34 protein-coding genes, 1 tRNA gene and 2 pseudogenes are annotated in these 26339 nt (G+C 42.0%); 23 read left to right on the top strand and 14 right to left on the bottom strand.

Annotated elements, in window-relative coordinates:
* The first annotated feature begins 131 nt into the window (after positions 1 to 131).
* Genes ATE37_RS04590 through ATE37_RS04575 form a run of 4 tightly spaced genes read left to right on the top strand, consistent with a single transcriptional unit; the run spans position 132 to position 3666 of the window.
* On the top strand, positions 132 to 1223 hold the full coding sequence (locus ATE37_RS04590; RefSeq protein ID WP_084868064.1) for an ABC transporter permease: 1092 nt from the start codon (positions 132 to 134) through the stop codon (positions 1221 to 1223).
* The gene (locus ATE37_RS04585) at positions 1213 to 1902 is read left to right on the top strand and encodes an ABC transporter ATP-binding protein (protein ID WP_428835836.1); all 690 of its coding nucleotides are present in this window, start codon (positions 1213 to 1215) and stop codon (positions 1900 to 1902) included. The genes ATE37_RS04590 and ATE37_RS04585 overlap by 11 nt, the downstream gene beginning before the upstream one ends.
* 38 nt (positions 1903 to 1940) lie before the next feature.
* Positions 1941 to 2624, top strand: coding sequence for a response regulator transcription factor (locus ATE37_RS04580; protein ID WP_084868061.1), 684 nt, complete (start codon positions 1941 to 1943; stop codon positions 2622 to 2624).
* Entirely contained in the window at positions 2617 to 3666 is a 1050-nt protein-coding gene (locus tag ATE37_RS04575) for a HAMP domain-containing sensor histidine kinase (protein ID WP_084868060.1), read from the top strand. The genes ATE37_RS04580 and ATE37_RS04575 overlap by 8 nt, the downstream gene beginning before the upstream one ends.
* 199 nt (positions 3667 to 3865) lie before the next feature.
* Here ATE37_RS04575 and ATE37_RS04570 read toward each other — a convergent pair whose 3' ends face one another.
* Positions 3866 to 4591: an energy-coupling factor ABC transporter ATP-binding protein gene (locus ATE37_RS04570; protein ID WP_084868058.1), complete on the bottom strand. Its 726-nt coding sequence runs from the start codon at positions 4589 to 4591 to the stop codon at positions 3866 to 3868.
* 413 nt (positions 4592 to 5004) lie between these two features.
* Positions 5005 to 5517 carry a helix-turn-helix domain-containing protein gene (locus tag ATE37_RS04565; RefSeq protein ID WP_084868057.1) on the bottom strand — a complete coding sequence of 171 codons (513 nt, stop codon included), beginning with the start codon at positions 5515 to 5517 and terminating at the stop codon, positions 5005 to 5007.
* A 68-nt stretch (positions 5518 to 5585) separates the two neighbouring features.
* Between ATE37_RS04565 and ATE37_RS10750 the strand changes: the two genes are divergently transcribed.
* The 3 genes and pseudogenes from ATE37_RS10750 to ATE37_RS04555 all read left to right on the top strand — a co-directional run.
* A complete protein-coding gene (locus ATE37_RS10750) occupies positions 5586 to 5753 on the top strand; it encodes a hypothetical protein (protein WP_180382758.1) in 168 nt (55 codons plus the stop codon).
* Between the two features lie 75 nt (positions 5754 to 5828).
* Positions 5829 to 6092 (top strand): annotated as a pseudogene (locus ATE37_RS04560) (replication initiation protein); the annotation flags it as partial.
* A pseudogene (locus ATE37_RS04555) lies at positions 6074 to 6379 on the top strand (tyrosine-type recombinase/integrase); the annotation flags it as partial. The pseudogenes ATE37_RS04560 and ATE37_RS04555, both read left to right, overlap by 19 nt.
* An 86-nt stretch (positions 6380 to 6465) precedes the next feature.
* On the opposite strand, the gene ATE37_RS04550 reads toward ATE37_RS04555, so the two are convergent.
* Both ATE37_RS04550 and ATE37_RS04545 read right to left on the bottom strand, forming a co-directional pair.
* Positions 6466 to 6538 (bottom strand) — tRNA-Lys (locus tag ATE37_RS04550).
* A 263-nt stretch (positions 6539 to 6801) separates the two neighbouring features.
* Positions 6802 to 8073, bottom strand: a complete 1272-nt coding sequence (locus ATE37_RS04545) for a replication-associated recombination protein A (protein WP_084868052.1) — start codon at positions 8071 to 8073, stop codon at positions 6802 to 6804.
* A 115-nt stretch (positions 8074 to 8188) separates the two neighbouring features.
* On the opposite strand from ATE37_RS04545, the gene ATE37_RS04540 reads away from it, so the two are divergent.
* The 10 genes from ATE37_RS04540 (at position 8189) to ATE37_RS04495 (ending at position 16079) form a co-directional block, all read left to right on the top strand.
* Positions 8189 to 8659, top strand: coding sequence for a DUF3013 family protein (locus tag ATE37_RS04540; RefSeq protein ID WP_023935667.1), 471 nt, complete (start codon positions 8189 to 8191; stop codon positions 8657 to 8659).
* Positions 8660 to 8668: 9 nt separating this feature from the next.
* On the top strand, positions 8669 to 9097 hold the full coding sequence (locus ATE37_RS04535; RefSeq protein ID WP_084868051.1) for an NUDIX hydrolase: 429 nt from the start codon (positions 8669 to 8671) through the stop codon (positions 9095 to 9097).
* On the top strand, positions 9094 to 9459 hold the full coding sequence (locus ATE37_RS04530; protein WP_084868049.1) for a hypothetical protein: 366 nt from the start codon (positions 9094 to 9096) through the stop codon (positions 9457 to 9459). Before ATE37_RS04535 ends, ATE37_RS04530 begins: the two co-directional genes overlap by 4 nt.
* Before the next feature lie 64 nt (positions 9460 to 9523).
* Entirely contained in the window at positions 9524 to 9997 is a 474-nt protein-coding gene (locus tag ATE37_RS04525; protein WP_084868048.1) for a GNAT family N-acetyltransferase, read from the top strand.
* A gap of 137 nt (positions 9998 to 10134) precedes the next feature.
* On the top strand, positions 10135 to 11085 hold the full coding sequence (prmA, locus tag ATE37_RS04520; protein WP_084868046.1) for a 50S ribosomal protein L11 methyltransferase: 951 nt from the start codon (positions 10135 to 10137) through the stop codon (positions 11083 to 11085).
* A gap of 1 nt (position 11086) precedes the next feature.
* Positions 11087 to 11830, top strand: coding sequence for a 16S rRNA (uracil(1498)-N(3))-methyltransferase (locus tag ATE37_RS04515; RefSeq protein ID WP_084868045.1), 744 nt, complete (start codon positions 11087 to 11089; stop codon positions 11828 to 11830).
* 10 nt (positions 11831 to 11840) lie between these two features.
* Positions 11841 to 13637, top strand: a complete 1797-nt coding sequence (pepF, locus tag ATE37_RS04510; RefSeq protein WP_084868043.1) for an oligoendopeptidase F — start codon at positions 11841 to 11843, stop codon at positions 13635 to 13637.
* Positions 13638 to 13665: 28 nt separating this feature from the next.
* Entirely contained in the window at positions 13666 to 14448 is a 783-nt protein-coding gene (locus ATE37_RS04505; RefSeq protein WP_084868041.1) for a deoxyribonuclease, read from the top strand.
* 61 nt (positions 14449 to 14509) lie between these two features.
* Positions 14510 to 15301: a DUF2785 domain-containing protein gene (locus ATE37_RS04500; protein WP_084868040.1), complete on the top strand. Its 792-nt coding sequence runs from the start codon at positions 14510 to 14512 to the stop codon at positions 15299 to 15301.
* Positions 15302 to 15410: 109 nt separating this feature from the next.
* On the top strand, positions 15411 to 16079 hold the full coding sequence (locus ATE37_RS04495; RefSeq protein ID WP_084868038.1) for an MIP/aquaporin family protein: 669 nt from the start codon (positions 15411 to 15413) through the stop codon (positions 16077 to 16079).
* Between the two features lie 217 nt (positions 16080 to 16296).
* Here the strand turns inward: ATE37_RS04495 and queF are convergent, their stop codons facing one another.
* From queF to ATE37_RS04460, 7 genes are all read right to left on the bottom strand, one after another.
* Positions 16297 to 16788: a preQ(1) synthase gene (gene queF / locus ATE37_RS04490; RefSeq protein WP_000082582.1), complete on the bottom strand. Its 492-nt coding sequence runs from the start codon at positions 16786 to 16788 to the stop codon at positions 16297 to 16299.
* An 18-nt stretch (positions 16789 to 16806) separates the two neighbouring features.
* The gene (gene queE, locus ATE37_RS04485) at positions 16807 to 17523 is read right to left on the bottom strand and encodes a 7-carboxy-7-deazaguanine synthase QueE (protein ID WP_042750613.1); all 717 of its coding nucleotides are present in this window, start codon (positions 17521 to 17523) and stop codon (positions 16807 to 16809) included.
* A complete protein-coding gene (gene queD / locus ATE37_RS04480) occupies positions 17516 to 17959 on the bottom strand; it encodes a 6-carboxytetrahydropterin synthase QueD (protein ID WP_000464575.1) in 444 nt (147 codons plus the stop codon). The genes queE and queD overlap by 8 nt, the downstream gene beginning before the upstream one ends.
* Positions 17959 to 18612, bottom strand: coding sequence for a 7-cyano-7-deazaguanine synthase QueC (gene queC / locus ATE37_RS04475; RefSeq protein WP_084868036.1), 654 nt, complete (start codon positions 18610 to 18612; stop codon positions 17959 to 17961). The genes queD and queC overlap by 1 nt, the downstream gene beginning before the upstream one ends.
* Positions 18613 to 18814: 202 nt before the next feature.
* Entirely contained in the window at positions 18815 to 19129 is a 315-nt protein-coding gene (trxA, locus tag ATE37_RS04470; protein WP_001029581.1) for a thioredoxin, read from the bottom strand.
* A gap of 15 nt (positions 19130 to 19144) precedes the next feature.
* On the bottom strand, positions 19145 to 19366 hold the full coding sequence (locus ATE37_RS04465; RefSeq protein ID WP_000570267.1) for a DUF4649 family protein: 222 nt from the start codon (positions 19364 to 19366) through the stop codon (positions 19145 to 19147).
* Positions 19367 to 19463: 97 nt separating this feature from the next.
* On the bottom strand, positions 19464 to 19844 hold the full coding sequence (locus tag ATE37_RS04460) for a MarR family winged helix-turn-helix transcriptional regulator (RefSeq protein WP_000221644.1): 381 nt from the start codon (positions 19842 to 19844) through the stop codon (positions 19464 to 19466).
* A 196-nt stretch (positions 19845 to 20040) separates the two neighbouring features.
* Here ATE37_RS04460 and ATE37_RS04455 point away from each other — a divergent pair, with 196 nt between their 5' ends.
* Positions 20041 to 20415: a CidA/LrgA family protein gene (locus ATE37_RS04455; protein WP_000781325.1), complete on the top strand. Its 375-nt coding sequence runs from the start codon at positions 20041 to 20043 to the stop codon at positions 20413 to 20415.
* Positions 20412 to 21107 (top strand): LrgB family protein, encoded by a 696-nt coding sequence (locus tag ATE37_RS04450; RefSeq protein WP_001288935.1) that lies wholly within the window; start codon positions 20412 to 20414, stop codon positions 21105 to 21107. The genes ATE37_RS04455 and ATE37_RS04450 overlap by 4 nt, the downstream gene beginning before the upstream one ends.
* A 31-nt stretch (positions 21108 to 21138) precedes the next feature.
* Here the strand turns inward: ATE37_RS04450 and ATE37_RS04445 are convergent, their stop codons facing one another.
* Genes ATE37_RS04445 through ATE37_RS04435 form a run of 3 tightly spaced genes read right to left on the bottom strand, consistent with a single transcriptional unit; the run spans position 21139 to position 22948 of the window.
* Positions 21139 to 21867 (bottom strand): ABC transporter permease, encoded by a 729-nt coding sequence (locus ATE37_RS04445; RefSeq protein ID WP_000498775.1) that lies wholly within the window; start codon positions 21865 to 21867, stop codon positions 21139 to 21141.
* Between the two features lie 15 nt (positions 21868 to 21882).
* Positions 21883 to 22578, bottom strand: a complete 696-nt coding sequence (locus ATE37_RS04440) for an ABC transporter ATP-binding protein (protein WP_084868035.1) — start codon at positions 22576 to 22578, stop codon at positions 21883 to 21885.
* Between the two features lie 4 nt (positions 22579 to 22582).
* Complete coding sequence (locus ATE37_RS04435; protein WP_084853274.1) at positions 22583 to 22948, bottom strand: GntR family transcriptional regulator; 366 nt, start codon at positions 22946 to 22948, stop codon at positions 22583 to 22585.
* Between the two features lie 140 nt (positions 22949 to 23088).
* Between ATE37_RS04435 and nrdR the strand changes: the two genes are divergently transcribed.
* From nrdR to ATE37_RS04415, 4 genes are read left to right on the top strand one after another with little or no spacing between them, the layout of a single operon-like run.
* The gene (gene nrdR / locus ATE37_RS04430; RefSeq protein ID WP_001203676.1) at positions 23089 to 23562 is read left to right on the top strand and encodes a transcriptional regulator NrdR; all 474 of its coding nucleotides are present in this window, start codon (positions 23089 to 23091) and stop codon (positions 23560 to 23562) included.
* Positions 23563 to 24726, top strand: a complete 1164-nt coding sequence (locus ATE37_RS04425; RefSeq protein WP_084868033.1) for a DnaD domain protein — start codon at positions 23563 to 23565, stop codon at positions 24724 to 24726.
* Positions 24727 to 25623 (top strand): primosomal protein DnaI, encoded by an 897-nt coding sequence (dnaI, locus tag ATE37_RS04420; protein WP_000446487.1) that lies wholly within the window; start codon positions 24727 to 24729, stop codon positions 25621 to 25623.
* A complete protein-coding gene (locus tag ATE37_RS04415; protein WP_084868031.1) occupies positions 25620 to 26333 on the top strand; it encodes an NADPH-dependent oxidoreductase in 714 nt (237 codons plus the stop codon). The genes dnaI and ATE37_RS04415 overlap by 4 nt, the downstream gene beginning before the upstream one ends.
* Positions 26334 to 26339: the final 6 nt, after the last annotated feature.

Genomic DNA, 26339 nt, shown 5'->3' with positions numbered 1-26339 from the left:
AAATGTATTTCTACTATACCACAATCCTAGTGATGCGGTATCTAACAAACTCTCTTTATATAAATAATGTCATATTCAGGTCATATAACGAGCGTATAATGAAAACTACCATTTGAAAAAGGAGCAAAAAGATGAAAATTGCATGGAATGAAATTAAATACCAACCTAAAAAATTTATATTAATTGAGGTCCTGATTGTGATTATGATGTTCATGGTCATTTTCCTATCGGGCCTAACAAACGGATTAGGGCGCATTATTATGGCGCAAGTTGATACGTTTGGGGACGTTCATTATATTCTTTCAAAGGATTCAGAAGGAGTGATTCCTTACTCAACCCTTACAAGCGAGGAATTAACGGAGATTGAAGAACTCCATTTAGAAAACAAAACGGGACTTGTGATTCAACGTTCTACGTTTATGAAAGAGGACGAGGAAGGTTCGCAAGATGTGACATTCTTTGCGATGGATACGTACAAGAACTTAACGATTAAGACAGAAGATGGATATGCCGCAGCTGACTTATCTGAAAACGAAGTGATTTTAGATGAATCGTATAAAGCAAAAGGCATTCATGTTGGCGACACGATTAAAGACAAGTCTTCGGAAGTAATGCTTAAAGTAGTGGCCTTTGCCAAAGACGCAAAATACGGACATAGCTCAGTGGCCTTCATCAGCTCGAAAACACTCGAAGAAATGCGTCAAAAGAAAAATCCAAACTACACTTGGCAACCACAAGCCATCATCACAAGCCAAGCGGTAACAGCCGACGACTTATCAGAACAGTTGATGGTCTCAAACAAACAACAAATCATTAATAAAATCCCAGGATACACTGCGACGAATATGATTTTAAAAACAATGACTTGGGTATTATTAATCGCATCAGCCGCAATTCTAGGAGTATTCTTCTACATCTTAGCTTTGCAAAAATTAAAACAATTTGGTGTGTTAAAAGCCATCGGAATGTCTATGGGACAAATTACAAGAATCCAATTATCGCAAGTCGGAATTCTTTCCGTTATCGGGATTGGAATCGGACTAGGGCTTGCCTTAGCGTTGACGCCATTCTTACCAGTAAGTATGCCATTTTATATGCGAGCAGAAGATAATGCCGTGATTTCTGCAAGTTTTATCGTCATCTCGATTATTTGTGGCGCGTTATCTCTATTAAAAATTAAGAAAGTGGATCCAATCGAAGTGATTGGTGGAAATGGTGAATAAGATGTCAGTGATTGAATTACAACAGATTAAAAAATCATACGCAGACGGCAATCAAATGCACGATGTGATTAAAGACTTAAGTTTAACCGTTAAACCGCAAGAATTTGTGGCTATTTTAGGTCCTTCTGGTTCAGGGAAATCAACGCTTCTTTCTATCGCAGGATTACTCTTATCTGCAGATAGTGGTGAGATTATTATCGGCGGACAAAACTTAACAAATGTAAAACAAAGTGAATGGACGAAGAAAAGATTGGAGTTGCTTGGGTTTATTTTCCAAGACCATCAATTACTTCCATATATGACAATTGGGGACCAATTAGAAGTGGTCGCTAAACTAAAAGGGGAAAAAGACGCTGCGAAACGCAAAGCAGAAGTCAAAGGCTTATTAGCAGAACTAGGCATTGAAGATTGCTACGGACAATACCCAAATCAAATGTCTGGTGGACAAAAACAACGTGTTGCGATTGCGCGTGCGTTTATCGGAAACCCACAACTCATTTTAGCGGATGAGCCAACTGCCAGCCTGGACCCAGAACGTGGTCAAGAGATTGCGCAATTGATTCAACGCGAAGTGAAATCCAAATATAAGAGTGCCATTATGGTAACGCATGACCGCTCTGTGCTTGAATATGTAGATACCGTTTATGAGATGAAGAAAGGGAAGTTAGTTCGTTTGTAGGCAGTTGTGCTATAATGTTCTAGAAAGAAGGTGGAGCTATGTTTAGAATATTAGTTGCTGAAGACGATCATGCGATTCGCACCTTAATTACAACCAAGTTAAAACAAGAAAATTATACGATTTATACAGCCGAAAATGGGGAAGAAGCTCTGTCCGTCATGGAGAAGCATCAAGTGGATTTATTGATTTCCGACATTATGATGCCAGTGATGGACGGGTATTCCCTAGTAAAGGCGCTGCGAGAAACGAAACATACCTTGCCGATTTTAATGATTACGGCAAAGTCTCAGCTGGAGTCTCTGGAAGAAGCTTTTACACTCGGAGTCGATGATTATATGGTGAAACCTATTCGCTTAGAAGAGTTGGCTTTACGTGTTCGAGCGCTACTGAGAAGAGCGCAGTTGGAAACCGAGAAAGTCTTACGTTTTCCACATACGAAACTCGACTACAACGCGTTAACCTTAACGGATTTAGAGACGGATACGGTTTATCAAATTCCGAAAAAAGAGTTTTATGTGCTTTATAAATTGCTCAGCAATCCAGAGAAGATTTTCACGCGTCTGGACTTGCTGGATGATATTTGGGGGATGGAAGAAGACTTCGATGAGCGATTGGTGGATGCGTGCATTAAACGGGTTCGCCAGAAGTTTAAAGACAATCCGGACTTTGATATTGTGACGATTAGAGGATTAGGGTATAAGGGGACGGTTAAAAATGGATAAACAAAAAGAATTACAGTTCCCGCTAAGAAACTACTTTGTATTTATGTTTTGTAGTGTTTTAGTGACGACGAGTATCATTGCCCTTATGACCGTGTTCGTGTTGAAACATTGGCTTCATGTAGAAGTGAGTTTTCAATCATGGCTACTAATTTTTAGTTTTGTCATTATCGTTGTAGGAAGTCTTGCGATGTGGTACGGTTCGGTGCATTTAACACGGCCAATTTCGGAGTTAAATGAATCGGTAAAGGCGATTTCTAGAGGAGACTTCAACCGTAAGATTCCGCGTAAACCTTATCCTAACGATACTGCAAAATATCATAACGAGTTGGACCAGCTTTCTCAGCATGTGAATCAGATGGCGGAGGACTTGAAGCGGACGAATGAACACCGCTCGGCATTTATCGCCAATCTGTCGCATGAATTGAAGACGCCGATTGCTTCCCTTGTTGGGGTAAGTGATTTGTTGGCCGATGAGAAATTAGATGAAACAACTCGTAAAGAATTGACGACTATCTTGCAGTCGGAGAGTTTGCGATTAAGTCGCCTGTGCGATGGGATTGTGACACTCACGAAGATGGAGCGCGATTTTGAACCGAAGAAAAAATCGGTTCATCTGGATGAACAAATTCGGCATGCCGTGATTTTGATTACGGAGAAGTGGAAGCAAAAAGAAATTGACTTGACGTTTACGAGTCAGCACGTTCATTGTGTGACGGATCCAGATTTAAGCATGCAAGTGTGGACGAATCTGCTTGATAATGCGGTGAAGTACTCTGGAGATAGAGTGCATTTAACGATTGATATTCAAGAAGTAGATGATGCGGTTAGAGTCACGATTGCCGATAACGGAATCGGAATGAGTGAGGAAGACCAACGACATATTTTTGAGCAATTTTACCAAGTAGAAGGTTCTCATGTGCAAGAAGGGAATGGCCTCGGCCTTGCGATTGTTAAAACGATTGTAGAACGCCTCGGCGGAACCATCACAGTAGAGAGTGAACTCGGAAAAGGTAGTGTGTTCCAAGTGGTGCTACCAAAGTAAAAATTAGCTGTTTGTTTTAGGAAAAGTTGACAGTCTTCTGATAAACGCTATAATCATATTGAAGAATATTCATTGAGGGCAGAAAGGTTCCTGCCGCACCTCTTAGGAGGTACCTGAGATGACGAGGTTACTGAACGTCCAATGAATATAAGTAAAGGCAACTCATGCGAGTTGCCTTGTTTTTTTGTTTATTTACTATTTATCCTAAATGAAAATTTTCTCGGAATTCGGGATTGCCTTCCCATTCTTCTTTAGAAAAGTCACCGGTTAGAGTATGTTCTTCTGAAAATACGAGAACGCGTTGGATAACCTCTTGAATTTGTTCGTAATGATGAGAGGAAATAATCATCGTTTTTCCTGCTGCTTTTAACTTTTGTAGTAATTCCGCGATGAGGCGTTGGTATTTTTGTGAGAGGCCGTTAAAAGGCTCGTCAAACAACAATACACTTGGATTCATCGTAAGCACACTAGCAATTGCCACGAGTTTCTTTTCCCCGGCAGAAAGGTGATAGGGAATGCGGTCCTTTAGGTGTTCGATTTCTAAAAGTGCCAGTGTATCATTCACTCGTTGTTCGATTTTTTCTTCGGGCAATCCGAGTTGACGTGGACCAAAGGCAAGCTCTTCAGCAACCGTCGTATTGAATAGTTGAATATCGCTGTTTTGGAAAATCAAACCAACTTGTTGGTATAAGTTGCCGGCATTACTTGGGCCTTTTAAGAAGTCTGCGTCCACCGTCCAATCGTTAAAATGATATTGTCCAGAAGAGAGCAGAAGTAATCCAACCAAAATTTTAAAGAGCGTGGATTTTCCGGTTCCATTTGGTCCCATCAAGGCCACGGTTTCGCCTTTCTCGATATAAAAGTTGATGTCGTGGATTCCAATGTCTTCGCTGTAGTGATAATTTCCATCGTGAATTGTAATCATAAGCGTTCCTTTCTAGCGTAGCATGGTTGTTACGGCAACCAGCACGATTAATTCGAGTAATAATAACACGTGTCTATGGTGATGGATGAATTGAATGAGTATTTGGAGTTTTTATTTCAATCCAACATTGATTAAACTCTTACAAATTACATGGGTATCTAAATATTTTTCAAAATCTTTTTGGTTTTTGGGTATAAAAAATACTCCCTAGATGAATTTGGAAGGAGTCCTCTTATTGAAAATAATCAAAGAAATTAAAATATAAGTGATTTTTAGATTAAAAAACGAGTCTATCGCATTTATAGGATGATGAATAATAATGAAGCATAGTTAGTTTTTGAATTCATATAGAGGCATATACTCTAAAATTTAATAGATAAATAGCGAGCCTCTTAACGAGACTCGCTTGTTTCTTATTTATCAAACAAATCCTTATTTTCAATCAAGAGTTCTAGTGGAGATTTTTCTCTTGCTACAATAAAACCAGGCTCATATTGGGTATGAAGTGTTCTTTTCTGAGAAGTTGGATCAATATAAAATTCTTTTCCATCTTCGGTGTATAGTTGTTTCCCTCTTGTTAGGTAAAGTAAATCTTCTAAGTGCTGTCCCTCAGTATGTAGGAAATGCTCGATATATTTGACAGCTTTTAAAATTTCACTAACTTTATCAGAGTATTCATTAGATTCAAGAACACTCTTTTCTAATTCAATCTCTTTACTTGTTCCAAAAAGTTGAGTTGGAGTTGCATTAAAATATTCTGCTATCTTATCTAAATTTGCAAAGGTAGGATAGCTTTTTTGTTTTTCGTAGTCAGAGATGGATTGTTTACCGATGCTTAAATCTTCCGCAAGTTGAGTTTGATTTACTCCTTTTTCTATGCGTAGTCGTGCCAAATTTGGTCCAAAATTTTGAATAATAAAGGTCATGATAAACTCCTGTATTGTAAGTTTAGTGGTAGCGAGTGAGAAATGAGTTGAGGAGGAAACTAGAACTTATGACTTTTAGAAGCCTTGGCGCTAGAAATTGTGTGGACAAGGTCAAGGGCGAGCCTGACGGAAAGTCAGGCGAAGTCCTGAAGACTGCCGTCCAGACAATTTCTAGCCAATCAAAAGCTGGCTATTCTAATAGCCAGCAAAAAGGTACACTTAGGACCACGTCCTAAGAACGACGGAACGAGCAAACGTTGATTTGACGGTGTTTCTGAGAGCCACAAAATCTAAAAGAAAGGGGGACAATTTTGTTGGTTTCTATACAAGATTTAAGAAGCATTCAGGAACAATGTGAGGTAGGAGAATTGGTACAGCGATTAGATGTCAGTATTGATAGATTAACGGTTATCTGGGATACAGACACTGATTCCCTAAGACGAATTTTCAAAAATCTGAAACAGGCAATAAGTACAAGAGTTGACACATTTGAAATACATGATAACATGCGAGATGATGTCTTTACTTTAGCTAAGGGGTTTAATGAGTATGATTCAATAAATATAATAAGATTTTTCAGCATTATGGATATATTCACTTGGTACCAGACATTGCAAGTGTCAATAAAGCTTTGAGTGTTCTTTTAAATGAATTAGATATTTATCCAATTATCACGACAAAAGGAGCACGTCATACCTATGGGAGCTACCTCTGGCACAAAGGATTTGACCTTGGAGTTATTGCAAAAATTCTAGGGCATAGAGATATTTCAATGTTAGTAGAAGTATATGGACACACCTTAGAAGAGAAAATTTTTGAGGAATTTAATCAAATCAGAGATGTCTGGAAAGATTGCTCATAAAAAAATGTGGGGCAAATGATGGGGCAAATCAGTTATAGACAAGCAAAAAAACCTTGTAAATCAAGGCTTTTCCTGTTTGTATTAGATGCCCCCTGCAGGGCTCGAACCTGCGACCCATAGATTAAGAGTCTACTGCTCTACCAACTGAGCTAAGGAGGCAAAGAAAAAGCTGTATTGGTGCCGAAACTTCACGGTTTGTATTGAACCCGCGCAATTAAGCAGGTGGGCAACTCGCTCTAACTGAAGCTGTTTCCGTGTGAGACGGCCTACATGCTGTTAGAAGACTTTTGTTTCCCTAATAATACAAAAAATAGTCGGTCAACACTTAAGTGTGAAGTCGTACACCACAGCGTTTCTATGTTTATATGATACCACTTTTTCAAAAAAAATCAAGAGGAAAATGCAATTATTTGAAAAGGATTTCACAAGTTTCGTAATTTATCAATGGTTTCCTTACGTTGCGCCAAGGCTCGTTCGTATTTGCCGGTATCTTCTGGAGTAAAATAGTGGTGATTTTGTATTTTTTCTGGCAGATAGTCTTGCTTGACCCAATTTCCAGGATAGTTGTGTGGATAGAGATAATCTTGGGCGTTGCCCAGTTCCTTGCTCCCACTGTAGTGACCATCACGCAGGTGTCGTGGAATGGGGATATGACCTGATGTTTTGAGGTCAGCAAGAGCCTTGTCCATAGCTGCATATGCTGAGTTGGATTTGGGAGAAAGGGCCAAATCAATCACCACATTGGCAATGAGGATGCGAGCTTCTGGGAACCCAATCTTTTGAGCAGCATCTAGAGCAGTTACGGTATGAATCTGAGCTTCAGGATTGGCCAAACCGATATCTTCATAAGCGATAACAGTCAAGCGACGAGCGAGACTGGGCAGATCACCAGCTTCAATCAAGCGGGCAGCGTAGTGGAGACTGGCATCTACATCCGAGCCACGGATGGACTTTTGCAGGGCTGAGAGGACATCGTAGTGACCGTCCCCATCCTTATCCATGGTAATGTAACTCCGTTGCAGGCTATTTTCCATGATATCAAGAGTGATATGGCGGATGCCCTTGTCATTTTCGGGAGTAGAGAGAACAGCCAGATCCAGTGAATTAAAGGCAGAACGCAGGTCTCCATTTGTAGAGGTCGCGATGAAATCCAGTGCATCCTCATCTAGCTCTACTTGGAAATCAAAACCACGCTCAGGGTCAGTTAGAGCGATTTGAATCGCCTCTTTGATATCTTGATTGGACAAGGGTTCTAATTCAAAAATCTGAACACGGCTACGAATGGCTGGAGTGACAGAAAAGAAGGGATTTTCAGTCGTAGCCCCAATCATGATGACCAGTCCACTTTCCAGGAGGGGAAGTAGAAAGTCTTGCTTAGTCTTGTCAAGACGATGGATTTCGTCTAGTAGCAGAACTAGTCCGCCAGAGAATTTAGCCTCTTCAGCGATTTCTTGGAGTCGCTTCTTACTATCAACTGTCGCATTAAAGGTCCGAAAGGCATACTTGGTCGTTCCAGCAATGGCTGAGGCGATACTGGTCTTTCCGATTCCTGGAGGTCCGTAGAGAATCATGGAGGACAGACGATTGGCTTCCACCATGCGACGAATAATTTTTCCAGGTCCGACCAGATGCTTCTGACCGATGACTTGGTCGATGGTTTTGGGGCGCATGCGAAGCGCGAGATTGTCTGGCATAGCAGTCCTTTCTAACATGGATTTTCTGATGTATATGTGGTAAGATGGTAGTATCTATTTTAGCATATTTCCGAGCAATCGGGGCGATTTAAGAGTCGCATAGAAAGAGGACAAAATGGCAACATACGGATTTTTAGATGTTTTAGAGGAGGAGTTGGACAAGAACTTTCCCTTTGACTTTGAGATTAGTTGGGACAAGCGTAATCACGCGGTAGAAGTGAGTTTTTTACTAGAAGCGCAAAATGCTGCAGGTGTGGAGATGGTGGATGAGGACGGAGAAGTTTCGTCAGACGATATCCTCTTTGAGGAAGCAGTCCTTTTTTACAATCCTGCCAAGTCAACAGTCAATGAAGAAGACTATCTGACTGTCATCCCTTATCTTCCTAAAAAAGGATTTTCTCGCGAGTTTTTAGCTTATTTTGCCCTTTTCCTCAAAGACACTGCCGAGGTTGGGCTGGATGCGCTCATGGACTTTTTGGAAGACCCAGAAGCAGAAGAATTTGTCATGGAATGGAACCAAGAAGTCTTTGAAGAGGGAAAAGTCGGCTTGGAAGAGGGAGAGTTTTATCCTTATCCGAGATACTAGGAGTCTAATATGGAAATAGAAATTTCTGATTTTACAGGTTGCAAAATTGCCCTCTTTTGTGGTGATAAGCTCTTAACTATCTTACGTGATGACAAATCAAACATTCCATACCCTAATACCTGGGAACTGCCTGGTGGTGGGCGAGAAGGCGATGAAAGTCCTTTTGAGTGCGCGGCGCGTGAAGTTTATGAAGAACTGGGAATTCATTTGACTGAAGATTGTCTGCTTTGGACTAAGGTTTATCCAAGCATGCTTTTTGAGGGGAAGAAATCCGTCTTTCTAGTCGGTGAGTTAACGCAGGAACAGTTTGATAGTATCGTCTTTGGTGACGAAGGACAGGGCTATAAACTGATGAGCATTGATGAGTTTCTTGGCTCAGATAAGGTCGTGCCCCAGTTGCAGGAGCGAGTGAGGGATTATTTGGAGGAAATAAAATGATTTTTGCAATTGCAACAACGACGTTAAATAAGGAAGTTAAACGCAAACTAAAAACTGGACAATATTCTAGAGAAGAAGCTACATTCATCTATATGGAATATTTAAAGTTAAAGAAGCAGAGAGAAAGTGGCACGAAAGTAGCTGGGATTTCTATGGCTGTTATTTGGGTATTAATGCTTGTTATACCCTTACTGAGTGGTAGAGGTCTCGTACTGCCCCTTTCAGTATATTTTTTATTTTTGATACTGTTTGCAGGAATTGTTCTATTTGTTTATTATCTTATGTTTGGTATTTTTAAACAGCAGATTCATAGCGCAATGAAAGAACACTACACAGATGTAATTGAGGAATTTGAGGGTTAGTAAAACAGCGTGTGGAAGAGCATAGAAGTGCTAGTTGAGAGAATGTGTATTTGGAGGTATTAGTATGATTCAGATTGTCCGAGCAGGAGCAGAAGATTTAGAAACCGTAATTGCAATTCAAAGGGCTAGCTTTAAGGCTGTCTATGAGAAATATCAAGATGAGTATGATCCCTATCTAGAGGATCGTGAACGAATCAAGTGGAAATTGGTTGAGCGTCCCAATAGCTATTACTACTTTGTGAAAGAAAAGGACGAAAATATCGGATTTTTACGAGTTCAGACCAATGAGGAATTGACGGAGGCTTGGTTGGGAACGGCAGCGATTTTGCCCCAGTATCAAGGAAAAGGTTATGGTTCTGAGGGATTGAGATTGCTGGAAAAGGAATTCCCAACGATTAAACAGTGGGATTTGTGTACGGTATTACAGGATGCGGGCATGGTCGCCTTTTATGAGAAAAATGGCTACCGTCAAACCCATATCGAGCCTGAAAAAGAAGGTATGGATATGGTTTACATGAAAAAATTGATTGACAAATAGAAAGGATGGTTCGGTTACATTTCTAAACTGAACCCGCCCTAAACACTGTGCCAAAAAGATAAACTTCTCTTAGACACAAGCGTCTTCAGAGAGTTTCCTATTTTGGCTTTGTGTTTTACGGGCTTGGTATCTTAATTATGGAAACATGGCAAGAGTTAAAAGTTACAGTGAAGCGTGAGGGGGAGGAGTTGGTGTCCAATCTCTTGATTGAGTTAGGTGCCCAAGGCGTTGCGATTGAAGATAGTATGGACTATGTGGGGAATGTCGACCGTTTTGGTGAGATTTTCCCAGAGGTCGAGCAACAAGAAGAAATCATAGTGACAGCCTACTATCCAGATACGGTTGATGTGGCTGTGGTTGAGGAGGACTTACAGGCTCGTCTTCTAGAATTAACAGATTTTATGGATCTGGGAGAGGTAAAGATGGGCACGACTGCCTTGGCTGAGGAAGACTGGGCTGACAACTGGAAAAAATACTATGAGCCAGCTCGCATTACTCATGACTTGACCATTGTGCCGTCCTGGACGGACTACGAGGCGACTGCTGGAGAAAAGGTTATCAAGTTGGATCCTGGTATGGCCTTTGGGACTGGAACGCATCCAACGACCAAGATGAGCCTTTTCGCCTTGGAGCAGGTTCTTCGTGGTGGTGAAACGGTGCTGGATGTAGGGACTGGTTCAGGTGTCCTTTCTATTGCCAGCTCACTTCTTGGCGCTAAGGAAATTTTCGCCTATGACCTGGACGATGTAGCGGTTCGTGTTGCTCAGGAAAATATTGAGCTCAACCCTGGTATGGAAAACATCCATGTTGCTGCTGGCGATTTGCTCAAGGGTGTTAAGATTGAGGCAGATGTTATCGTAGCTAATATCTTGGCGGATATTCTCATTCATCTGACAGACGATGCTTATCGCTTGGTCAAGGACGAAGGCTACCTCATCATGAGTGGGATTATCAAGGACAAGTGGGACATGGTGCGCGAGTCGGCTGAGTCAGCTGGATTTTTCCTTGAAACTCACATGATTCAAGGAGAGTGGAATGCCTGTGTCTTTAAGAAAACCAAGGATATTTCAGGTGTGATTGGAGGCTAGCATGCAGCAGTATTTTGTCAAGGGCAGTGCAATCTCTCCTGTCACTATCGAGGACAAGGAAACCAGCAAGCATATGTTTCAGGTTATGCGCCTGAAGGAAGATGATGAGGTGACCTTAGTCTTTGATGATGGCATTAAGCGTTTGGCGCGCGTGATGGATGTGGAAAATCGTCAGTTTGAGTTGGTCCAAGAATTAGCTGACAATGTGGAACTACCAGTCCAAGTGACTATCGCATCTGGCTTTCCCAAAGGGGATAAGCTAGAATTTATCACTCAAAAAGTGACGGAACTAGGAGCCAGTCAGATTTGGGCATTTCCAGCAGATTGGTCAGTTGCCAAGTGGGATGGCAAGAAATTGGGTAAAAAGGTTGAAAAACTGGAAAAAATTGCCCTTGGAGCAGCAGAGCAAAGCAAGCGTAATCTGGTCCCAAGTATCCAGCTTTTCGAAAAAAAAGCAGATTTTTTAGCGCAACTAGACCAGTTTGACTCTATCGTAGTGGCCTATGAAGAATCAGCAAAAGAAGGAGAAGCCGCTGCGCTCTTACAAGTAGTTGCTGGTCTTGAAAAAGGAGCCAAATTGCTCTTTATCTTTGGCCCAGAAGGCGGTCTCTCACCAGCAGAAATCGAAAGTTTTGAAACTAAAGGAGCCATCTTGGCAGGACTTGGTCCTCGTATATTAAGAGCAGAAACAGCGCCGCTTTACGCCTTATCTGCCCTTAGTGTTTTAGTAGAATTAGAAAAATAAGAGGAAGAAAATGGAACAAAAACACCGTTCAGAATTTCCAGAAAAGGAACTTTGGGACTTAACAGCCCTATACCAAGACCGTGAGGATTTCTTGCGTGTAATTGAGAAAACGCGCGAAGACATCAACCAATTTAGCCGTGACTACAAGGGCAATCTTCACACTTTTGAAGATTTCGAGAAGGCTTTTGCGGAATTGGAACAAATCTATATCCAGATGAGCCATATCGGCAATTATGCCTTTATGCCTCAGACGACAGACTATAGCAATGAAGATTTTGCTAATATTGCCCAAGCTGGGATGGAATTTGAAACAGATGCCAGCGTAGCCTTGACCTTCTTTGACGACGCCTTGGTGGCAGCAGACGAGGAAGTCTTGGACCGTTTGGGTGAGCTGCCACACTTAACGGCAGCCATTCGTCAGGCCAAAATCAAAAAAGCCCACTACCTAGGGGCGGATGTGGAGAAGGCCTTGACCAATCTGGGTGAAGTTTTCTACAGCCCACAGGACATTTATACTAAGATGCGAGCTGGGGATTTTGAAATGGCTGACTTTGAAGCCCATGGCAAGACCTACAAAAACAGCTTTGTAACTTATGAAAATTTCTACCAAAATCATGAGGATGCAGAGGTGCGTGAAAAATCCTTCCGTTCTTTTTCAGAAGGACTTCGTAAGCACCAGAATACAGCTGCGGCAGCCTACTTAGCTCAGGTCAAGTCTGAGAAATTGTTGGCAGATATGAAGGGGTATGACTCAGTCTTTGATTATCTCCTAGCTGAGCAAGAAGTAGATCGTGCCATGTTTGACCGTCAAATTGACCTCATCATGAAGGATTTTGCGCCAGTTGCTCAGAGATACCTCAAGCATGTTGCCAAGGTTAATGGTCTTGAAAAGATGACTTTTGCAGACTGGAAGCTAGACTTGGACAGTGCCCTCAATCCTGAAGTGACTATTGACGATGCCTATGATTTGGTCATGAAGTCAGTAGAACCTTTGGGGCAAGAATATTGTCAGGAAGTTGCGCGCTATCAAGAAGAACGCTGGGTGGACTTTGCAGCTAATAGTGGCAAGGATTCTGGTGGGTATGCGGCGGATCCATATCGCGTGCACCCTTATGTCCTCATGAGCTGGACTGGTCGTTTGAGCGATGTCTATACCTTGATTCATGAAATTGGGCATTCTGGTCAATTTATCTTTTCAGATAATCACCAAAGCTACTTCAATGCCCACATGTCTACCTACTACGTTGAAGCACCGTCAACCTTCAATGAATTGCTTCTCAGTGATTACTTGGAGCACCAGTCTGACGACCCACGTCAAAAACGCTTCGCTCTTGCCCATCGCTTAACAGACACCTACTTCCATAATTTCATCACCCACCTCTTGGAAGCAGCCTTCCAGCGTAAGGTATATACACTGATTGAAGAAGGGGAGACCTTTGGAGCAAGCAAGCTCAACAGCATTATGAAGGAAGTTTTGACAGATTTCTGGGGAGATGCCATTGAAATTGACGACGATGCGGCTTTGACTTGGATGCGCCAAGCCCACTATTACATGGGCTTGTATAGCTACACCTACTCTGCTGGCCTTGTCATCTCGACAGCTGGCTACCTCCATCTGAAACATTCAGAAACCGGAGCTGAAGACTGGCTCAATCTCCTCAAATCAGGTGGTAGTAAGACACCGCTTGAGTCAGCCATGATTATCGGAGCGGATATCTCAACAGACAAACCACTCCGTGATACCATCCAATTCTTGTCTGATACAGTTGATCAGATTATCGCCTACAGTGCTGAGTTGGGGGAGTAAAGATTGGACAGAGTTTTAGGAGAATAATATGAATAGAATCAAAGAATGGCTAGAGCAAGATCCCCAAAGAATGCATTTTATTAAAATTGGTCTAGTTTTGTTGGGAATCATTTTATTGCTTGCTTTGCCTACTCTCTATCTTGTTTTGAGCGGAGTTGGTATTTGGTATTTTGTAAAGAAAGCACCAGATATTCGAAAAAGAAATCTAATGATTGGGATTTTCATTGTCAGTTTTGTTGCAGTTGCTCTTCAAACTCCGACAGTCACAAAGAAAATTTCATCTTCTCAGTCAGAAACTAAGCAGACTGCGACATCTACTACTTCGACAGCTTCAACCACAGATAGTTCATCTAGTATAGAGGAAGCAAAACGAATCGAAGAAGAGAAAAAAGCTAAAGAAAAAGTAGAAGAAGAGAGAATTGCCAAAGAAAAAGCTGCAAAGGAGTTGCAAGAAAAAGGTGAAACCTTAGTCAAACAATTGGAAGATAGTCAAGATGCGAGTCAAGTGAAGTCTGCTAAAGAGACAGTTAATCAGATTGAAAATAATGATAAAAAGACAGAGTTGCTTGATAGAATAGGTGCAGTTGAGTCGTTAATTTCTCAAAAAGAAGAAGAAAAAAGAGCTGCGCGTGAAGCTGAAACCAAAGCTCAACAGCAAGATAGAATTGTCTATGTTGCAGACCATGGGAAATCAAAAGTTTATTGGTATAGTAAGGATAGAATGCCTTCAAAAACGAATAAAGCTAACGTTGTTGAGATGACAGAAGCAGATGCGATTGCAGCAGGGAAACGTCCATCTAAAAGAGAATAAGACAGAAAGTTATCTTGGGCTGGTTTTTTGAACAGTTGCTAGAAATGTAGAGGTACTTGAGATGCGTAAAAAATTACAAAGAAAAGTGACAGAAGAAAAACCAAGCTATAGCCGAGAAGAAATTCAGTGGTTGATCGAGCATTTGGGAGATCCCTCTCCAGAAATTCGAGACGAACTTGTTTTTACGAGTTTGGCTAGAGGGATTCAAGAAGAGTTGTTTTCCCTTGAGCAGTTTCAGTTTATCTCAGAAGAGGTCTCCTCTGATGAAGGTCTATACAAAGAGATTGATAGTAGAGGAGTTTCGGCTCTTAAACGTTCTTTTAGGGCGCTTATTTATGCCAATCTTTTGTCTGCAGATGGTAACGAGCACTCTCTTTTCTATAAAGGTTTAAAAGCTGATATAAGAAATGCTATGCTGTCTCAAGGTTTGTATTACCTAAAAAAAGAAAAGGATACGACAGGTTTTTCAAGTCAGTATGGTTGGGTTCACGCTTTTGCGCATGGAGCTGATCTCTTGACTGAAGTCGTTTGTCATCCGGATTTTCCTAGTGACAGAGTTTCTGAAGTATTTGATGTACTGGGTCAACTATTTAAAAGAATTACCATTCGTTTTACAAATAATGAAGATTGGCGGTTAGCCAGAGCGCTTTATCAACCAATCTTACGAGGGAAAATCGAACCGTCTCTCCTCACTACTTGGCTACAAACAGTCGAATTTCCCTTGAAAGAAGTAAATGATTTCCATAAATTTTCCAATTTCAGATCTTGTTTGCTGGAAATTTACCTTCAACTAGACTGTCATAAACTTTTACAAGCTGACCTGAAAGAAGCTATTCAATCTTTTCAATACTAAGTCCAAGCGAGTCGTTTCATGATTTTCAAATAACTTTCCAGTCAATTTTCTTGAAACCCTTTCCTTCTTTTGATAGACTAATACATAGTTTGAAAAAAGGAGATTTATCATGAAAAAATTTGTTGCTGAATTAATCGGTACATTTATGCTTGTGTTCATTGGAACAGGAGCCGTTGTTTTTGGAAATGGTGTTGAAGGTCTTGGACACCTTGGGATTGCTCTTGCTTTTGGTTTGGCAATTGTAGTTGCAGCTTTCTCAATCGGAACTGTTTCAGGTGCTCACTTGAACCCAGCTGTTTCGATCGCTATGTTTGTAAACAAACGTTTGTCATCTTCAGAACTTGTAAACTACATCCTTGGACAAGTAGTTGGTGCTTTCCTTGCGTCAGCTGCGGTATTCTTCCTCTTGTCTAACTCAGGAATGTCAACTGCTAGTCTTGGTGAAAATGCCTTGGCAAACGGTGTCACTGTCTTTGGTGGATTCTTGTTTGAAACAATCGCAACTTTCTTGTTTGTCCTAGTTATCATGACTGTAACATCAGCAAGCAAGGGTAATGGTGCGATTGCTGGTTTGGTAATCGGCTTGTCATTGATGGCCATGATTCTAGTGGGATTGAACATCACTGGACTTTCAGTAAACCCAGCTCGTAGCTTGGCTCCTGCTGTCTTGGTAGGTGGCGCAGCCCTTCAACAAGTTTGGATTTTCATCCTTGCCCCAATCGTTGGTGGCGTTCTTGCAGCTCTTGTTGCGAAAAACTTCCTTGGAACAGAAGAATAATTGAAACTCAAAAAGCCTTGCTCCTCGTTTTGAGGAACAGGGCTTTTTCGTATGATACTCTTCGAAAATCTCTTCAAACCACATCAGCGTCCATCTGCAACCTCAAAACACTGTTTTGAGCTGACTTCGTCAGTCTTATCTACGACCTCAAAGCAGTGCTTTGAGCAACCTGCGGCTAGCTTCCTAGTTTGCTCTTTGATTTTCATTGTGTATGAGTTTAGCGGTTGTCAATTTTCTCTGGATAAAGGTCGTGTTGGAAGAGGCGTTGTTCTGCCAGGCCTTCATACTTGGTTCCAGGTCTACCGTAGTTGTAGTAAGGGTCGATTGAAATGCCCCCGCGTGGAGTGAATTTTCCCCAGACTTCTAAATAGCGAGGGTCTAGCAAGTTGACCAAGTCTTTCCCGATAGTGTTGATACAGTTTTCGTGAAAATCCCCATGATTTCGATAGCTAAAGAGGTAGAGTTTGAGGGATTTTGACTCGACACAGAGCTTGTCAGGAATGTAGGAAATATAAATCGTCGCAAAATCTGGCTGAGCAGTGATTGGGCAAAGGGAAGTAAATTCAGGACAGTTGAATTTGATGAAATAGTCATTTTCCACATGACGATTGTCAAAAGATTCGAGGACTTCGGGTTGATAGTCAAAAATGTAGTTGGTTTCTTTGTTGCCCAGTAGGCTTAGGTTTTTCATTTCTTCTTGTTGTGACATGATTTTTTCTTTCTAATCTTAAACACCACGTTGGTTGTCGTAGAGGAGGGTATGAAGTTGAGGGAGGACGCGGACATTGCCCCAGCTATCATCAGCGGCGATGCGTTCCCAGAGTTCTTTGAGGCGATCTAGTTGGTCTTGGACAATATTGCCCGTAGCCTTGGGTTCAGGATTTCCTGCTGATAAGAAGAGAACATCTGGTTGGTAGCGTTCTTGAATCCCTTTGGCAAAGGCCAAATCGGCATCATCAAAGACAGGGATTTTAAAGGTGACCTTGTCTGGATCTAGTTGGGAAACGATAAAGTCTAAAGTCTCGAAGTTAACTTCCATCTTGGAGGAAGGAGGTTTGGGACTCAGAGTGACTTGGTCGATATCTTTTAACCAATTTTGCCAGCGGGAGCCTTGGGTCTCAACAGCCAGAGTGACACCACGTTCTTTGAGCTTGGTGACCAGTTCGGCCATGTTAGCTGCTAGGATAGCAGGATTTCCGCCAGACAGGGTAACATAGTCGTAGCTTCCTAGTTTATCTAAGGCAGCAATGACTTCGTCAGCCGTCATGCGAGTTGGTTTTTCAGAACCATCCCAAGTAAAGGCAGAGTCGCACCAGTCGCAGTGGTAGTCGCAACCTGCAGTGCGGACAAACATAGTTTTCTGCCCGATAGCACGACCTTCACCTTGAAAGGTTGGGCCGAAAATTTCCAGAACAGGTAGTTTGAGGACACGTTCCCTAGTCATCTAACCACTCCCGTCTAAACTCCGCAAAGGCAGTCGGAGTCTCATAGAGGCGAACGTATTCCAAACGAAGACCGCGCTCGTCTGGCAACTCTTGACTCATGGTTTGAAAAATCCAGTAAACCATATTTTCAGCAGTCGTATTCATATAGGGCAGGGTCTCATTGAGATAGCGATGATCCAAGTGGGGTTCTAAGTAGTTCTTGTAGATAGCTTTGATGTCTCCAAAGTCATAGGTCATACCCCGTTCATCTAAAAATCCACTAACAGCGATTTGCAAATGATAAGTGTGGCCGTGCAGGGATTTGCATTTTCCCTCATAGTGAAAGAGGTGGTGGGCAGCATCGAAGGTGAACTCTTTTGATACCAAGGTTCTGTGAGGATTGTAGACAAGAGACTCCCCAGTTTCCTGTTTGATTTCTTTAGGTGCGAAAAACATTAGCCCTCTCCTTTCTGTGAGAGATAAACATTTAAACCGTGCTGACGTAGGTGGCAGGCTGGGCAATCTCCACAGCCACTTCCGATAATCCCATTGTAGCAGGTCAAGGTCTTTTCACGAATATAGTCAAAGGCACCGAGTTGGTCTGCTAATTCCCAAGTTTCAGCCTTGTCTAGCCACATGAGAGGTGTTTGGATAACAAAGTCATAATCCATGGCAAGGTTGAGCGTAACATTAAGGGATTTGACAAAGACATCCCGGCAGTCAGGGTAGCCTGAAAAATCTGTCTCGCAGACACCTGTCACGATGTCTTTAATGCCTCGTTGCTTGGCAAGAACTGCCGCAAAGGATAGAAAGAGGTGGTTGCGACCGTCAACAAAAGTATTGGGAAGCTCTCCTTCTTTTTGCTCGATTTCCATATCAGAGGTCAAGGCATTTTCAGTGATTTGTCCCAGCAGAGACATATCTAAGATGTGATGACGAATGCCTTGTTCCTTAGCGATTTCTTCAGCAACTTGAATTTCGAGATGATGGCGTTGGCCGTAGGCAAAGGTGACGGCTTCGACTGTTTTATAGTGTTCTTTAGCCCAAAAGAGGCAGGTTGTGGAATCTTGACCGCCGCTAAAGACGACCAAGGCTGATTGACGTTTCATAGTACTCCTTCCAAAATGGGAAATGTTCAGAGCACGCAAAAAGCTCCCTTGAGGGGAGCTAAAAAATACCAAGTAGAGGTTTTTTTTAGCGATGGCATGTCCCAAACATCGTAATATTCTACATACAGTCTAGCATATTTTTTGAAAAATGGCAAAGGGCAAGAAAAAAGAGACCAAATGAAGCACTTGGTCTCTAGTGTGATTAGCTCAATTCAGCAACGATGGCCTTGATTTGTTCTGCAGTATGAACACCTGCAACTTGTTTCACCACTTGGCCGTCTTTTTTGAAGAGAAGGGTTGGGATAGACATGATTCCAAAAGCACGAGCCGTGTTTGGATTTTCATCAACGTCCATTTTAACAATTTTCAAGACATCTTCTGAAAGTTCCTCAGACAATTTGTCCAAGATTGGACCTTGCATACGACATGGACCACACCAAGTTGCCCAGAAGTCTACCAAAACCAAACCGTCTTTTGTTTCTTGTTCAAATGTTGCATCTGTAATTGCTTTTGCCATTGTATTTCTCCTTTTTTAGTTATATTGGCTTAAATCTTGTTTCATGAGATAGAAGAAGACATCTCCATAAGTCCCATGGTAGTCCAAATCATGACCATTATAGGTCAATTTTTGAACTGGGTAATAGTCTGCGACACCGATAAGGCAAGCTTGTTGAGAACGTTCAAAGTCTTGGTAAGACTCGAACGTCATGGTTCTCTCTTGTTTGCTGGTGTCTAGATAGGTAATTTCGATCATATTAAACTCCTTTGTTCAATTTTGACTTTATTGTACTCCTTGAAAAGAGGAATGTCAAGAAAAATGATTGCGCACGCAACTTTTTTAAAAATACTCATTAAGGCAAGAAATCAAGACTGGTTTCCAATCTTTCTTCGACAGCTTTTTGTAGATAAGCCAGGGTTGTTTGTCCCTCGTCAGTCAGGCAGATAAAACTAGCTCGTCTATCCTGGTCGCAACATCTGCGACTAAGCAAGCCACAGTTTTTCTCTTCTAACCTAGCCACCATTCGAGAAACAGCGCTTGGGCTGAGATGGAGTTTATCTGGCAGGTCAATCTGTCTTAGAGATTTTTCTTGGGCTAGATTCAGATAGTAGAGCAGGTAAAACTCTTTCAAGTTCAGCCTTTGTTCACTCTGCTGAGCAATAGTTTCTTCCAACAAGGCTTCCATTTCTTTTTGACGGCGGTTGTAGTCAAACCATTTTTCTAAGTAGGTCATTACTTTCTCCTTTCTTTTCAAAGTAAAAATTACAAAATCATTACTGACTGTCTCTCTAACACAAGATGATTGCGCATGCAATGATTATACTACTTTTAGCTAATCCTTGCAAGAAAGAAGAATTTCAATATTTCCTTGAAATTTTCTGAAAAAAGAGTAAACTGGTATGCAAGAAGTCTATTTCATGGAGTTTAGGATGAAATTATATGTTCAATTAATGATTCTCTTTGTGATTTCTCTAATCGGTGAGGGAATCTCTAGTTTCTTTCATCTGCCCATCCCAGGCAGTATTATCGGTTTGATTATTCTCTTTCTAGCCCTGCAGTTCAAGTGGCTGAGAACCAGACATGTCAATATGGTCGGGAATTTCTTGCTGGCCAATATGACCATTCTCTTTTTGCCACCAGCAGTGGGTATCATGGAAAAGTTTGATGTGATTGCTCCTTATCTTTTGCCTATCGTCTTGATTGTCTTTTTTGCGGCTGTCATCAACATTATCCTCATCGCCCTAGTGGTTCAGTTTATCAAGAGACGATTTGAGGGAGATTATGAGAAAGGAGATGCCAAATGAGCGAATTTGTATCCAATCCTCTGTTTGGGATTGCATTATCTATCCTAGCTTATCTAGTGGGGATGTTGATTTACAGACGTTTTCCCCATCCATTGACAACGCCCCTGCTTTTGTCAGCTATTTTTATCATTATTTTCCTTAAGGCGACGGGTATTTCTTATCAAGATTATTACCAAGGTGGGGTTTATTTGAACAACTTGATTGTCCCATCGACCGTGGCTCTAGGGATTCCGCTTTATAAGAGTTTTCACTTGATGAAGCACCATGCTAGGAGTATTCTCTTTGGTAGTCTGTTAGCAGTAGTTGTCAATACTAGCTTCACTGCCATAGTAGCGAAAATATTTGGCATGGACTTTTTCCTAGCCATTTCTCTCTTTCCCAAGTCAGTGACAACCGCCATGGCAGTGGGGATTACAGAGAAATTGCAAGGTTTAACGACTGTGACCTTGGTCGTCGTAGTGGCAACTGGGATTTTGACTAGTGTTATTGGACCAACCCTTTTGAAGTGGTTGAAGATTGATGATCCAGTGGCTGTCGGACTCTCCCTTGGAGGAACAGGTCATGCAGTCGGAACAGGAACAGCCTTTCGATACGGCTCGGTAGCAGGAGCCATGGGTGGCTTGGCCATCGGTGTCACCGGTATTCTCTATGTTTTTGTTAGCCCTATTGTAGCCAGTTTGATATTGAGTTAAAGAAAAACCCAGCTTTCTAGCTGGGCATTTTTTATTGCAAATTAACCTTGTTTTTCAAAATATAGTAGGTACCGAGATAGTAGATAGCTGATAAAAAGAGATCGCGCAAGATTTCTGTACCAATCATCATGTTAAAGTTATTTTCAATTCGGAAAAAGATAGAAACATAACCAATGACGATGGCAATGACGATATAGGCTAGAATTCCCATAGCTGTTCGATACTCATTAAAGAGTTGTCCGATTGAGATGGAGAGGTAAATGGATAAAATCCATGTAATCGAACCGACAAATAGTGATAGGGCATACAGCCAGCCGTAGCTGAGGTAAGGGGAAATGAAGTTATAGAGGACAGTGAAGTCTTTTTCTATTGGTGCTAAGAAGAAGATAATCAATACACTCAAGATAAAGACGATATAGCTTAAGATGGACCAGACAAGACCACCTAAAAGTTTTGCGATGATGATTTGGTGCTCAGAGACAGGCAAGGTCAGGGTCAAATACCCTTGGCGGTCATAAACACTCCCCTTGAATCTTCGGATGATTAAAAAGATTGTTGCAATCCAAAGAGTGACGCTGAGTCCTCCAAAGACTAGTACTAAAAAGAAGATGAAATAAACAGCATTGTTAGAATTGTAACTCTGGCTAAGGCTACCAAGAAAAGCTCCAATCAAAACTGAAATTGCAAGCACAGCTCCATAGAGCGCTAAATACCATTTATTGACATTCTTAAATTCATAACGAACTAGATTCCAAAACATAATAATCTCCTTTGCTTAGGCTTTAAATTCCTGACGGAAGAGCTGGTCAATGGATTCACCTGACTCGTAGCGAATATCATCTACATTTCCTTGACGAACGACTTTTCCATCTTTGAGGAAGATAATCTCATCCAAGATTGGCTCAATATCTGAAATCAAGTGGGTTGAAATCAGCACTGTAGAAGTTGGGGAATAGTTGTTGATGATGGTATTGAGGATATAATCACGAGCAGCTGGATCCACACCTCCGATTGGTTCGTCCAGAACGTAGAGGCGGGCTTCACGGCTCATAACGAGGATTAGTTGGACCTTTTCCTTGTTCCCTTTTGATAATTTCTTTAAGCGACTATTTTCACCAATGCCAAGGTCTGCAAGCAGATGTTGGGCGCGTTCAAGATTGAAATCCTGATAGAAGGTCTTGAAGTAGGTTAGGGCTTCCTTGACCTTCATCTGTTCATTGAGATAGGTTGTGTCTGGTAGATAGGAGACGATCGCCTTGGTAGCAGGACTTGGATCCTGTCCGTTAATGAGGACACGTCCTTTGTCTGGCTGAAGAAGACCATTGATCAGTTTGATTAAGGTTGTTTTCCCAGAACCGTTTGGTCCAAGAAGCCCGACAATCTTTCCAGCTGAAATCTCTAGCGAGATATTGTCAAGTGCCGCAGTTGCTCCATATGATTTTGATACATTTTCAAGTGCTAGTAGTGTCATAGTCTTAAACTCCTTTAATATAGTCGCTTAATACATTTGGCAGTTCTTCTTTTTTGTAGCCAAATTGAAGCATGCAAGAGACGAAGTGTTGCAGTTGCTCCTCGGAAAGTTGTTTGCGGGACTGAAGGATGAGATCCAAATCCTCGGTGACAAAACGACCAGTTGTCCGCTTGCTGTATACAAATCCTTCACGTTCAAGGTCAGACAAGGCGCGCTGAATGGTATTGGGATTGACTCCAGCCTCGCTCGCCAAATCTCTCACGGTAGGGAGCTGTTGGTTGGGTTCCAGTTCATGGGAAACAATCTGTAGTTTGATTTTTTCCATAATCTGTAAATAAATCGGTTTTGTATTATCAAATGACCAGGACATCATAGTCTCCTTTCTTTGTCTTTATTGTTCTAATCAAATAATACAATAAAACAAAAAACTTGTCAAGTAAAAATAAGAATTGTTTTGGGAATTGCTCAAAAAATGGTATAATGAAAAGAAAACGACAAGGAGGGAAATGCATGCGTTGTCCAAAATGTGGGGCTACCAAGTCTAGTGTTGTTGATAGTCGACAAGCCGAAGAAGGAAATACCATCCGTCGAAGACGTGAGTGCGACGAGTGTCAGCATCGTTTTACAACCTATGAACGAGTAGAAGAAAGAACGCTGGTTGTCGTCAAAAAAGACGGTACGCGAGAGCAGTTTTCGAGAGATAAAATCTTTAATGGGATTATCCGCTCAGCCCAGAAACGCCCTGTTTCGAGTGATGAAATCGGCATGGTGGTCAATCGCATCGAGCAAAAACTCCGTAGTCGCAGTGAGAATGAGATCCAAAGTGAATATATTGGGTCTTTAGTCATGGAAGAATTGGCAGAGCTTGATGAGATTACCTATGTTCGTTTTGCCAGTGTTTACCGTAGCTTTAAGGATGTGAGTGAGTTGGAGAGTCTGCTCCAGCAAATCACCCAGTCCTCTAAAAAGAAAAAGGAAAAATAGATGAAGCCAAATGACCGTTTTTCTTTTCTAAAGAATAATCGGGTGTCGCAAGATACCTCTTCTCTGGTGCAGTGCTACCTCCCGATTATCGGTCAGGAGGCACTGAGCCTCTATCTATACGCCATTACCTTTTGGGATGGTGGGCAAAAGGAACACCTCTTTTCCCACATCCTCAACCACTTAAACTTTGGCATGCCGACCTTGCTCCAAGCCTTTAAAGTATTGACTGCCTTGGATTTGTTGACCCTTTATCAAAGGGGAGAAACCTATGAATTACAGCTTCATCCTCCCCTCTCCAGTCAGGATTTTTTAAGTCATTCTGTCTATAGTAGATTATTAGAGAAAAAGATTGGGGATACAGCTGTTTCTGCTATGAAGCAGGCTCCAAGTGAGGGAGAAGCACTCTCTGTTTCTTTGAGCCAAGTCTTTCCAACCCTGACCGAAGAAGTGACCCCAAGCGAGTCAAAAAGCAAGTTAAAAAATGATTTTGATTTGGAACATTTCCAGCGGCTGATGGCTCGAGATGGCTTGCGTTTTGAAAACGAGCAGGCGGATGTTCTGGGATTGTTCGCCATTGCAGATGAAAAAAAATGGACCTGGTTTGAAACCTATCAATTAGCCAAGGCGACAGCGGTGGCTCAGGTTATTTCAGTCAAACGCATGCGTGAAAAAATAGCACAAAAACCAGCATCTTCTGACTTCAGCCCCAAAGAAATGACCATTATCAGGGAAGCCAAAAATAAAACTCCCTTGCATTTTTTAGCGGAAATCAAGCAAACGCGTAAGGGAAACATCACCCAGAGTGAGCGAGAACTCCTTCACCAGATGGCGTCTTTAGGCTTGTTGGACGAAGTCATCAATATCGTCTTGCTTCTAACTTTTAACAAGGTTGATTCGGCTAATGTCAATGAAAAATATGCCATGAAGGTCGCAAATGACTATGCTTATCAAAAAATTCGGACAGCAGAAGAGGCTGTGCTTCGGATTCGAGAGCGTCAGCAAAAAGGGCAAGAAGACCAGAAATCGAAAACTAGCTCGACTAAGACAAATGTTCCCAAGTGGAGCAATCCAGAATATAAAAATCAAACCAGTGAGGAAACTCGTCTGGAACTAGAACGCAAAAAACAAGAAATGTTAGCCCGATTAGAAGAAGGAGGAGACTAGATGGAAAGTGTGGGTGACGTTATCAAACGTCAGACAAGTCGTTTTCAGTATCAGGACCTAGTCCAGCAGATTATGAAAGACCCAGATGTGGCAGCTTTTATCCAGAAAGAATCCCTCAGTCCAGAGGAGTTGAATCGTAGCATCTCCAAGTTCAACCAATATATCACAGAACGGGACAAGTTTCTTCGTGGGGATGCGGACTATATAGCGCGTGGCTACAAGCCTATCTTGGTCATGAATCACGGATATGCGGATGTCTCTTATGAAGAAACACCAGAACTAATCGCAGCTGAAAAAGAGGCTGCGATTAAGAATCGCCTTAAGTTGATCAATTTACCAGCCAGTCTCAAGAAAGCGAAGTTGGCTCAGATTGACCTGGATGATCTAGGACGGTTGCCGATTTTTGAGAGACTCTATTCCTTTGTTGACCTTTACCCAAGCATTCGAAAAGGTCTCTATCTTTACGGAGATTTTGGTGTCGGTAAGAGTTTCATGATGGCGGCTCTGGCTCACGACCTATCTGAAAAACGTGGGGCATCAACGACCATTCTCCATTATCCAAGTTTTGTCATTGATGTGAAAAATGCCATCGGTGAAGGATCAGTGAAGACCTTGGTGGATGACATCAAGTTAGCAGAAGTCCTGGTCTTGGATGATATTGGTGCAGAGCAGTCGACTCCTTGGGTACGTGATGAGATTCTCCAAGTCATTCTTCAGTACCGCATGCAGGAAGATTTGCCGACCTTCTTTACTTCCAACTTTAATTTCCAAGATTTGGAAAAACATTTTGCCAAAGGAAAGAATGGAAATGACGAGACTTGGGAAGCTAGACGGGTCATGGAACGAATCCGTTATTTGGCTGAGGAGACAAGACTAGAAGGAGAAAATCGCCGATGACAGAAACCATTAAACTGATGAAAGCTCATACTTCAGTTCGTCGCTTTAAGGAGCAAGAGATTCCTCAGGCAGACTTGGAAGAGATTTTGACTGCTGGACAAATGGCGTCATCTTGGAAAAATTTCCAATCCTACTCTGTGATTCTTGTGCGCAGTCAAGAGAAGAAAGATGCCTTATATGAACTGGTTCCCCAGGAAGCCATTCGCCAGTCAGCTGCCTTTTTGCTCTTTGTTGGTGACTTGAACCGAGCGGAAAAGGGAGCAAACCTTCACACGGACAGTTTCCAACCTCAAGGGGTAGAAGGTCTCCTTATCACGTCTGTAGACGCGGCGCTTGCTGGGCAAAATACCTTGCTTGCGGCTGAGAGTCTGGGATATGGTGGTGTTATCATCGGTTTGGTCCGCTACAAGTCAGAAGAAGTGGCAGCGCTTTTTAACCTGCCTGACTATACCTACCCAGTTTTTGGGATTGCCCTTGGCGTGCCAAACCAACAACATGAGGTCAAACCAAGACTGCCTTTGAACCAAGTGGTTTTTGAAGAAGAATACCAAGAACAGCCAGTTGCAGCGATTTTGGACTATGACCAAGTACAGGCAGACTATGCTGGTGCGCGTGCGACGACTTCTTGGAGTCAACGTTTGGCAGAGCAGTTTGATCAAGCCGAACCTAGTTCAACTCGGAAGAATCTAGAACAGAAAAAGTTATTGTAGAAAGTG

The sequence above is a fragment of the Streptococcus oralis subsp. tigurinus genome, from assembly GCF_002093575.1.
In the GTDB taxonomy this organism is placed as follows: Bacteria; Bacillota; Bacilli; order Lactobacillales; family Streptococcaceae; genus Streptococcus; species Streptococcus oralis_CH.
The sequence above is the reverse complement of the archived record's forward strand: the minus strand, read 5'-3'. Positions and strand labels throughout refer to the sequence as shown.

Coding starts and splice junctions, on each gene's coding strand:
- ATE37_RS04590 (WP_084868064.1), top strand. CDS start 132: ATGAAAATTGCATGGAATGAAATTAAATACCAACCTAAAAAATTTATA.
- ATE37_RS04585 (WP_428835836.1), top strand. CDS start 1,213: ATGGTGAATAAGATGTCAGTGATTGAATTACAACAGATTAAAAAATCA.
- ATE37_RS04580 (WP_084868061.1), top strand. CDS start 1,941: ATGTTTAGAATATTAGTTGCTGAAGACGATCATGCGATTCGCACCTTA.
- ATE37_RS04575 (WP_084868060.1), top strand. CDS start 2,617: ATGGATAAACAAAAAGAATTACAGTTCCCGCTAAGAAACTACTTTGTA.
- ATE37_RS04570 (WP_084868058.1), bottom strand. CDS start 4,591: ATGATTACAATTCACGATGGAAATTATCACTACAGCGAAGACATTGGA.
- ATE37_RS04565 (WP_084868057.1), bottom strand. CDS start 5,517: ATGACCTTTATTATTCAAAATTTTGGACCAAATTTGGCACGACTACGC.
- ATE37_RS10750 (WP_180382758.1), top strand. CDS start 5,586: ATGACTTTTAGAAGCCTTGGCGCTAGAAATTGTGTGGACAAGGTCAAG.
- ATE37_RS04545 (WP_084868052.1), bottom strand. CDS start 8,073: ATGCCAGACAATCTCGCGCTTCGCATGCGCCCCAAAACCATCGACCAA.
- ATE37_RS04540 (WP_023935667.1), top strand. CDS start 8,189: ATGGCAACATACGGATTTTTAGATGTTTTAGAGGAGGAGTTGGACAAG.
- ATE37_RS04535 (WP_084868051.1), top strand. CDS start 8,669: ATGGAAATAGAAATTTCTGATTTTACAGGTTGCAAAATTGCCCTCTTT.
- ATE37_RS04530 (WP_084868049.1), top strand. CDS start 9,094: ATGATTTTTGCAATTGCAACAACGACGTTAAATAAGGAAGTTAAACGC.
- ATE37_RS04525 (WP_084868048.1), top strand. CDS start 9,524: ATGATTCAGATTGTCCGAGCAGGAGCAGAAGATTTAGAAACCGTAATT.
- prmA (WP_084868046.1), top strand. CDS start 10,135: ATGGAAACATGGCAAGAGTTAAAAGTTACAGTGAAGCGTGAGGGGGAG.
- ATE37_RS04515 (WP_084868045.1), top strand. CDS start 11,087: ATGCAGCAGTATTTTGTCAAGGGCAGTGCAATCTCTCCTGTCACTATC.
- pepF (WP_084868043.1), top strand. CDS start 11,841: ATGGAACAAAAACACCGTTCAGAATTTCCAGAAAAGGAACTTTGGGAC.
- ATE37_RS04505 (WP_084868041.1), top strand. CDS start 13,666: ATGAATAGAATCAAAGAATGGCTAGAGCAAGATCCCCAAAGAATGCAT.
- ATE37_RS04500 (WP_084868040.1), top strand. CDS start 14,510: ATGCGTAAAAAATTACAAAGAAAAGTGACAGAAGAAAAACCAAGCTAT.
- ATE37_RS04495 (WP_084868038.1), top strand. CDS start 15,411: ATGAAAAAATTTGTTGCTGAATTAATCGGTACATTTATGCTTGTGTTC.
- queF (WP_000082582.1), bottom strand. CDS start 16,788: ATGTCACAACAAGAAGAAATGAAAAACCTAAGCCTACTGGGCAACAAA.
- queE (WP_042750613.1), bottom strand. CDS start 17,523: ATGACTAGGGAACGTGTCCTCAAACTACCTGTTCTGGAAATTTTCGGC.
- queD (WP_000464575.1), bottom strand. CDS start 17,959: ATGTTTTTCGCACCTAAAGAAATCAAACAGGAAACTGGGGAGTCTCTT.
- queC (WP_084868036.1), bottom strand. CDS start 18,612: ATGAAACGTCAATCAGCCTTGGTCGTCTTTAGCGGCGGTCAAGATTCC.
- trxA (WP_001029581.1), bottom strand. CDS start 19,129: ATGGCAAAAGCAATTACAGATGCAACATTTGAACAAGAAACAAAAGAC.
- ATE37_RS04465 (WP_000570267.1), bottom strand. CDS start 19,366: ATGATCGAAATTACCTATCTAGACACCAGCAAACAAGAGAGAACCATG.
- ATE37_RS04460 (WP_000221644.1), bottom strand. CDS start 19,844: ATGACCTACTTAGAAAAATGGTTTGACTACAACCGCCGTCAAAAAGAA.
- ATE37_RS04455 (WP_000781325.1), top strand. CDS start 20,041: ATGAAATTATATGTTCAATTAATGATTCTCTTTGTGATTTCTCTAATC.
- ATE37_RS04450 (WP_001288935.1), top strand. CDS start 20,412: ATGAGCGAATTTGTATCCAATCCTCTGTTTGGGATTGCATTATCTATC.
- ATE37_RS04445 (WP_000498775.1), bottom strand. CDS start 21,867: ATGTTTTGGAATCTAGTTCGTTATGAATTTAAGAATGTCAATAAATGG.
- ATE37_RS04440 (WP_084868035.1), bottom strand. CDS start 22,578: ATGACACTACTAGCACTTGAAAATGTATCAAAATCATATGGAGCAACT.
- ATE37_RS04435 (WP_084853274.1), bottom strand. CDS start 22,948: ATGTCCTGGTCATTTGATAATACAAAACCGATTTATTTACAGATTATG.
- nrdR (WP_001203676.1), top strand. CDS start 23,089: ATGCGTTGTCCAAAATGTGGGGCTACCAAGTCTAGTGTTGTTGATAGT.
- ATE37_RS04425 (WP_084868033.1), top strand. CDS start 23,563: ATGAAGCCAAATGACCGTTTTTCTTTTCTAAAGAATAATCGGGTGTCG.
- dnaI (WP_000446487.1), top strand. CDS start 24,727: ATGGAAAGTGTGGGTGACGTTATCAAACGTCAGACAAGTCGTTTTCAG.
- ATE37_RS04415 (WP_084868031.1), top strand. CDS start 25,620: ATGACAGAAACCATTAAACTGATGAAAGCTCATACTTCAGTTCGTCGC.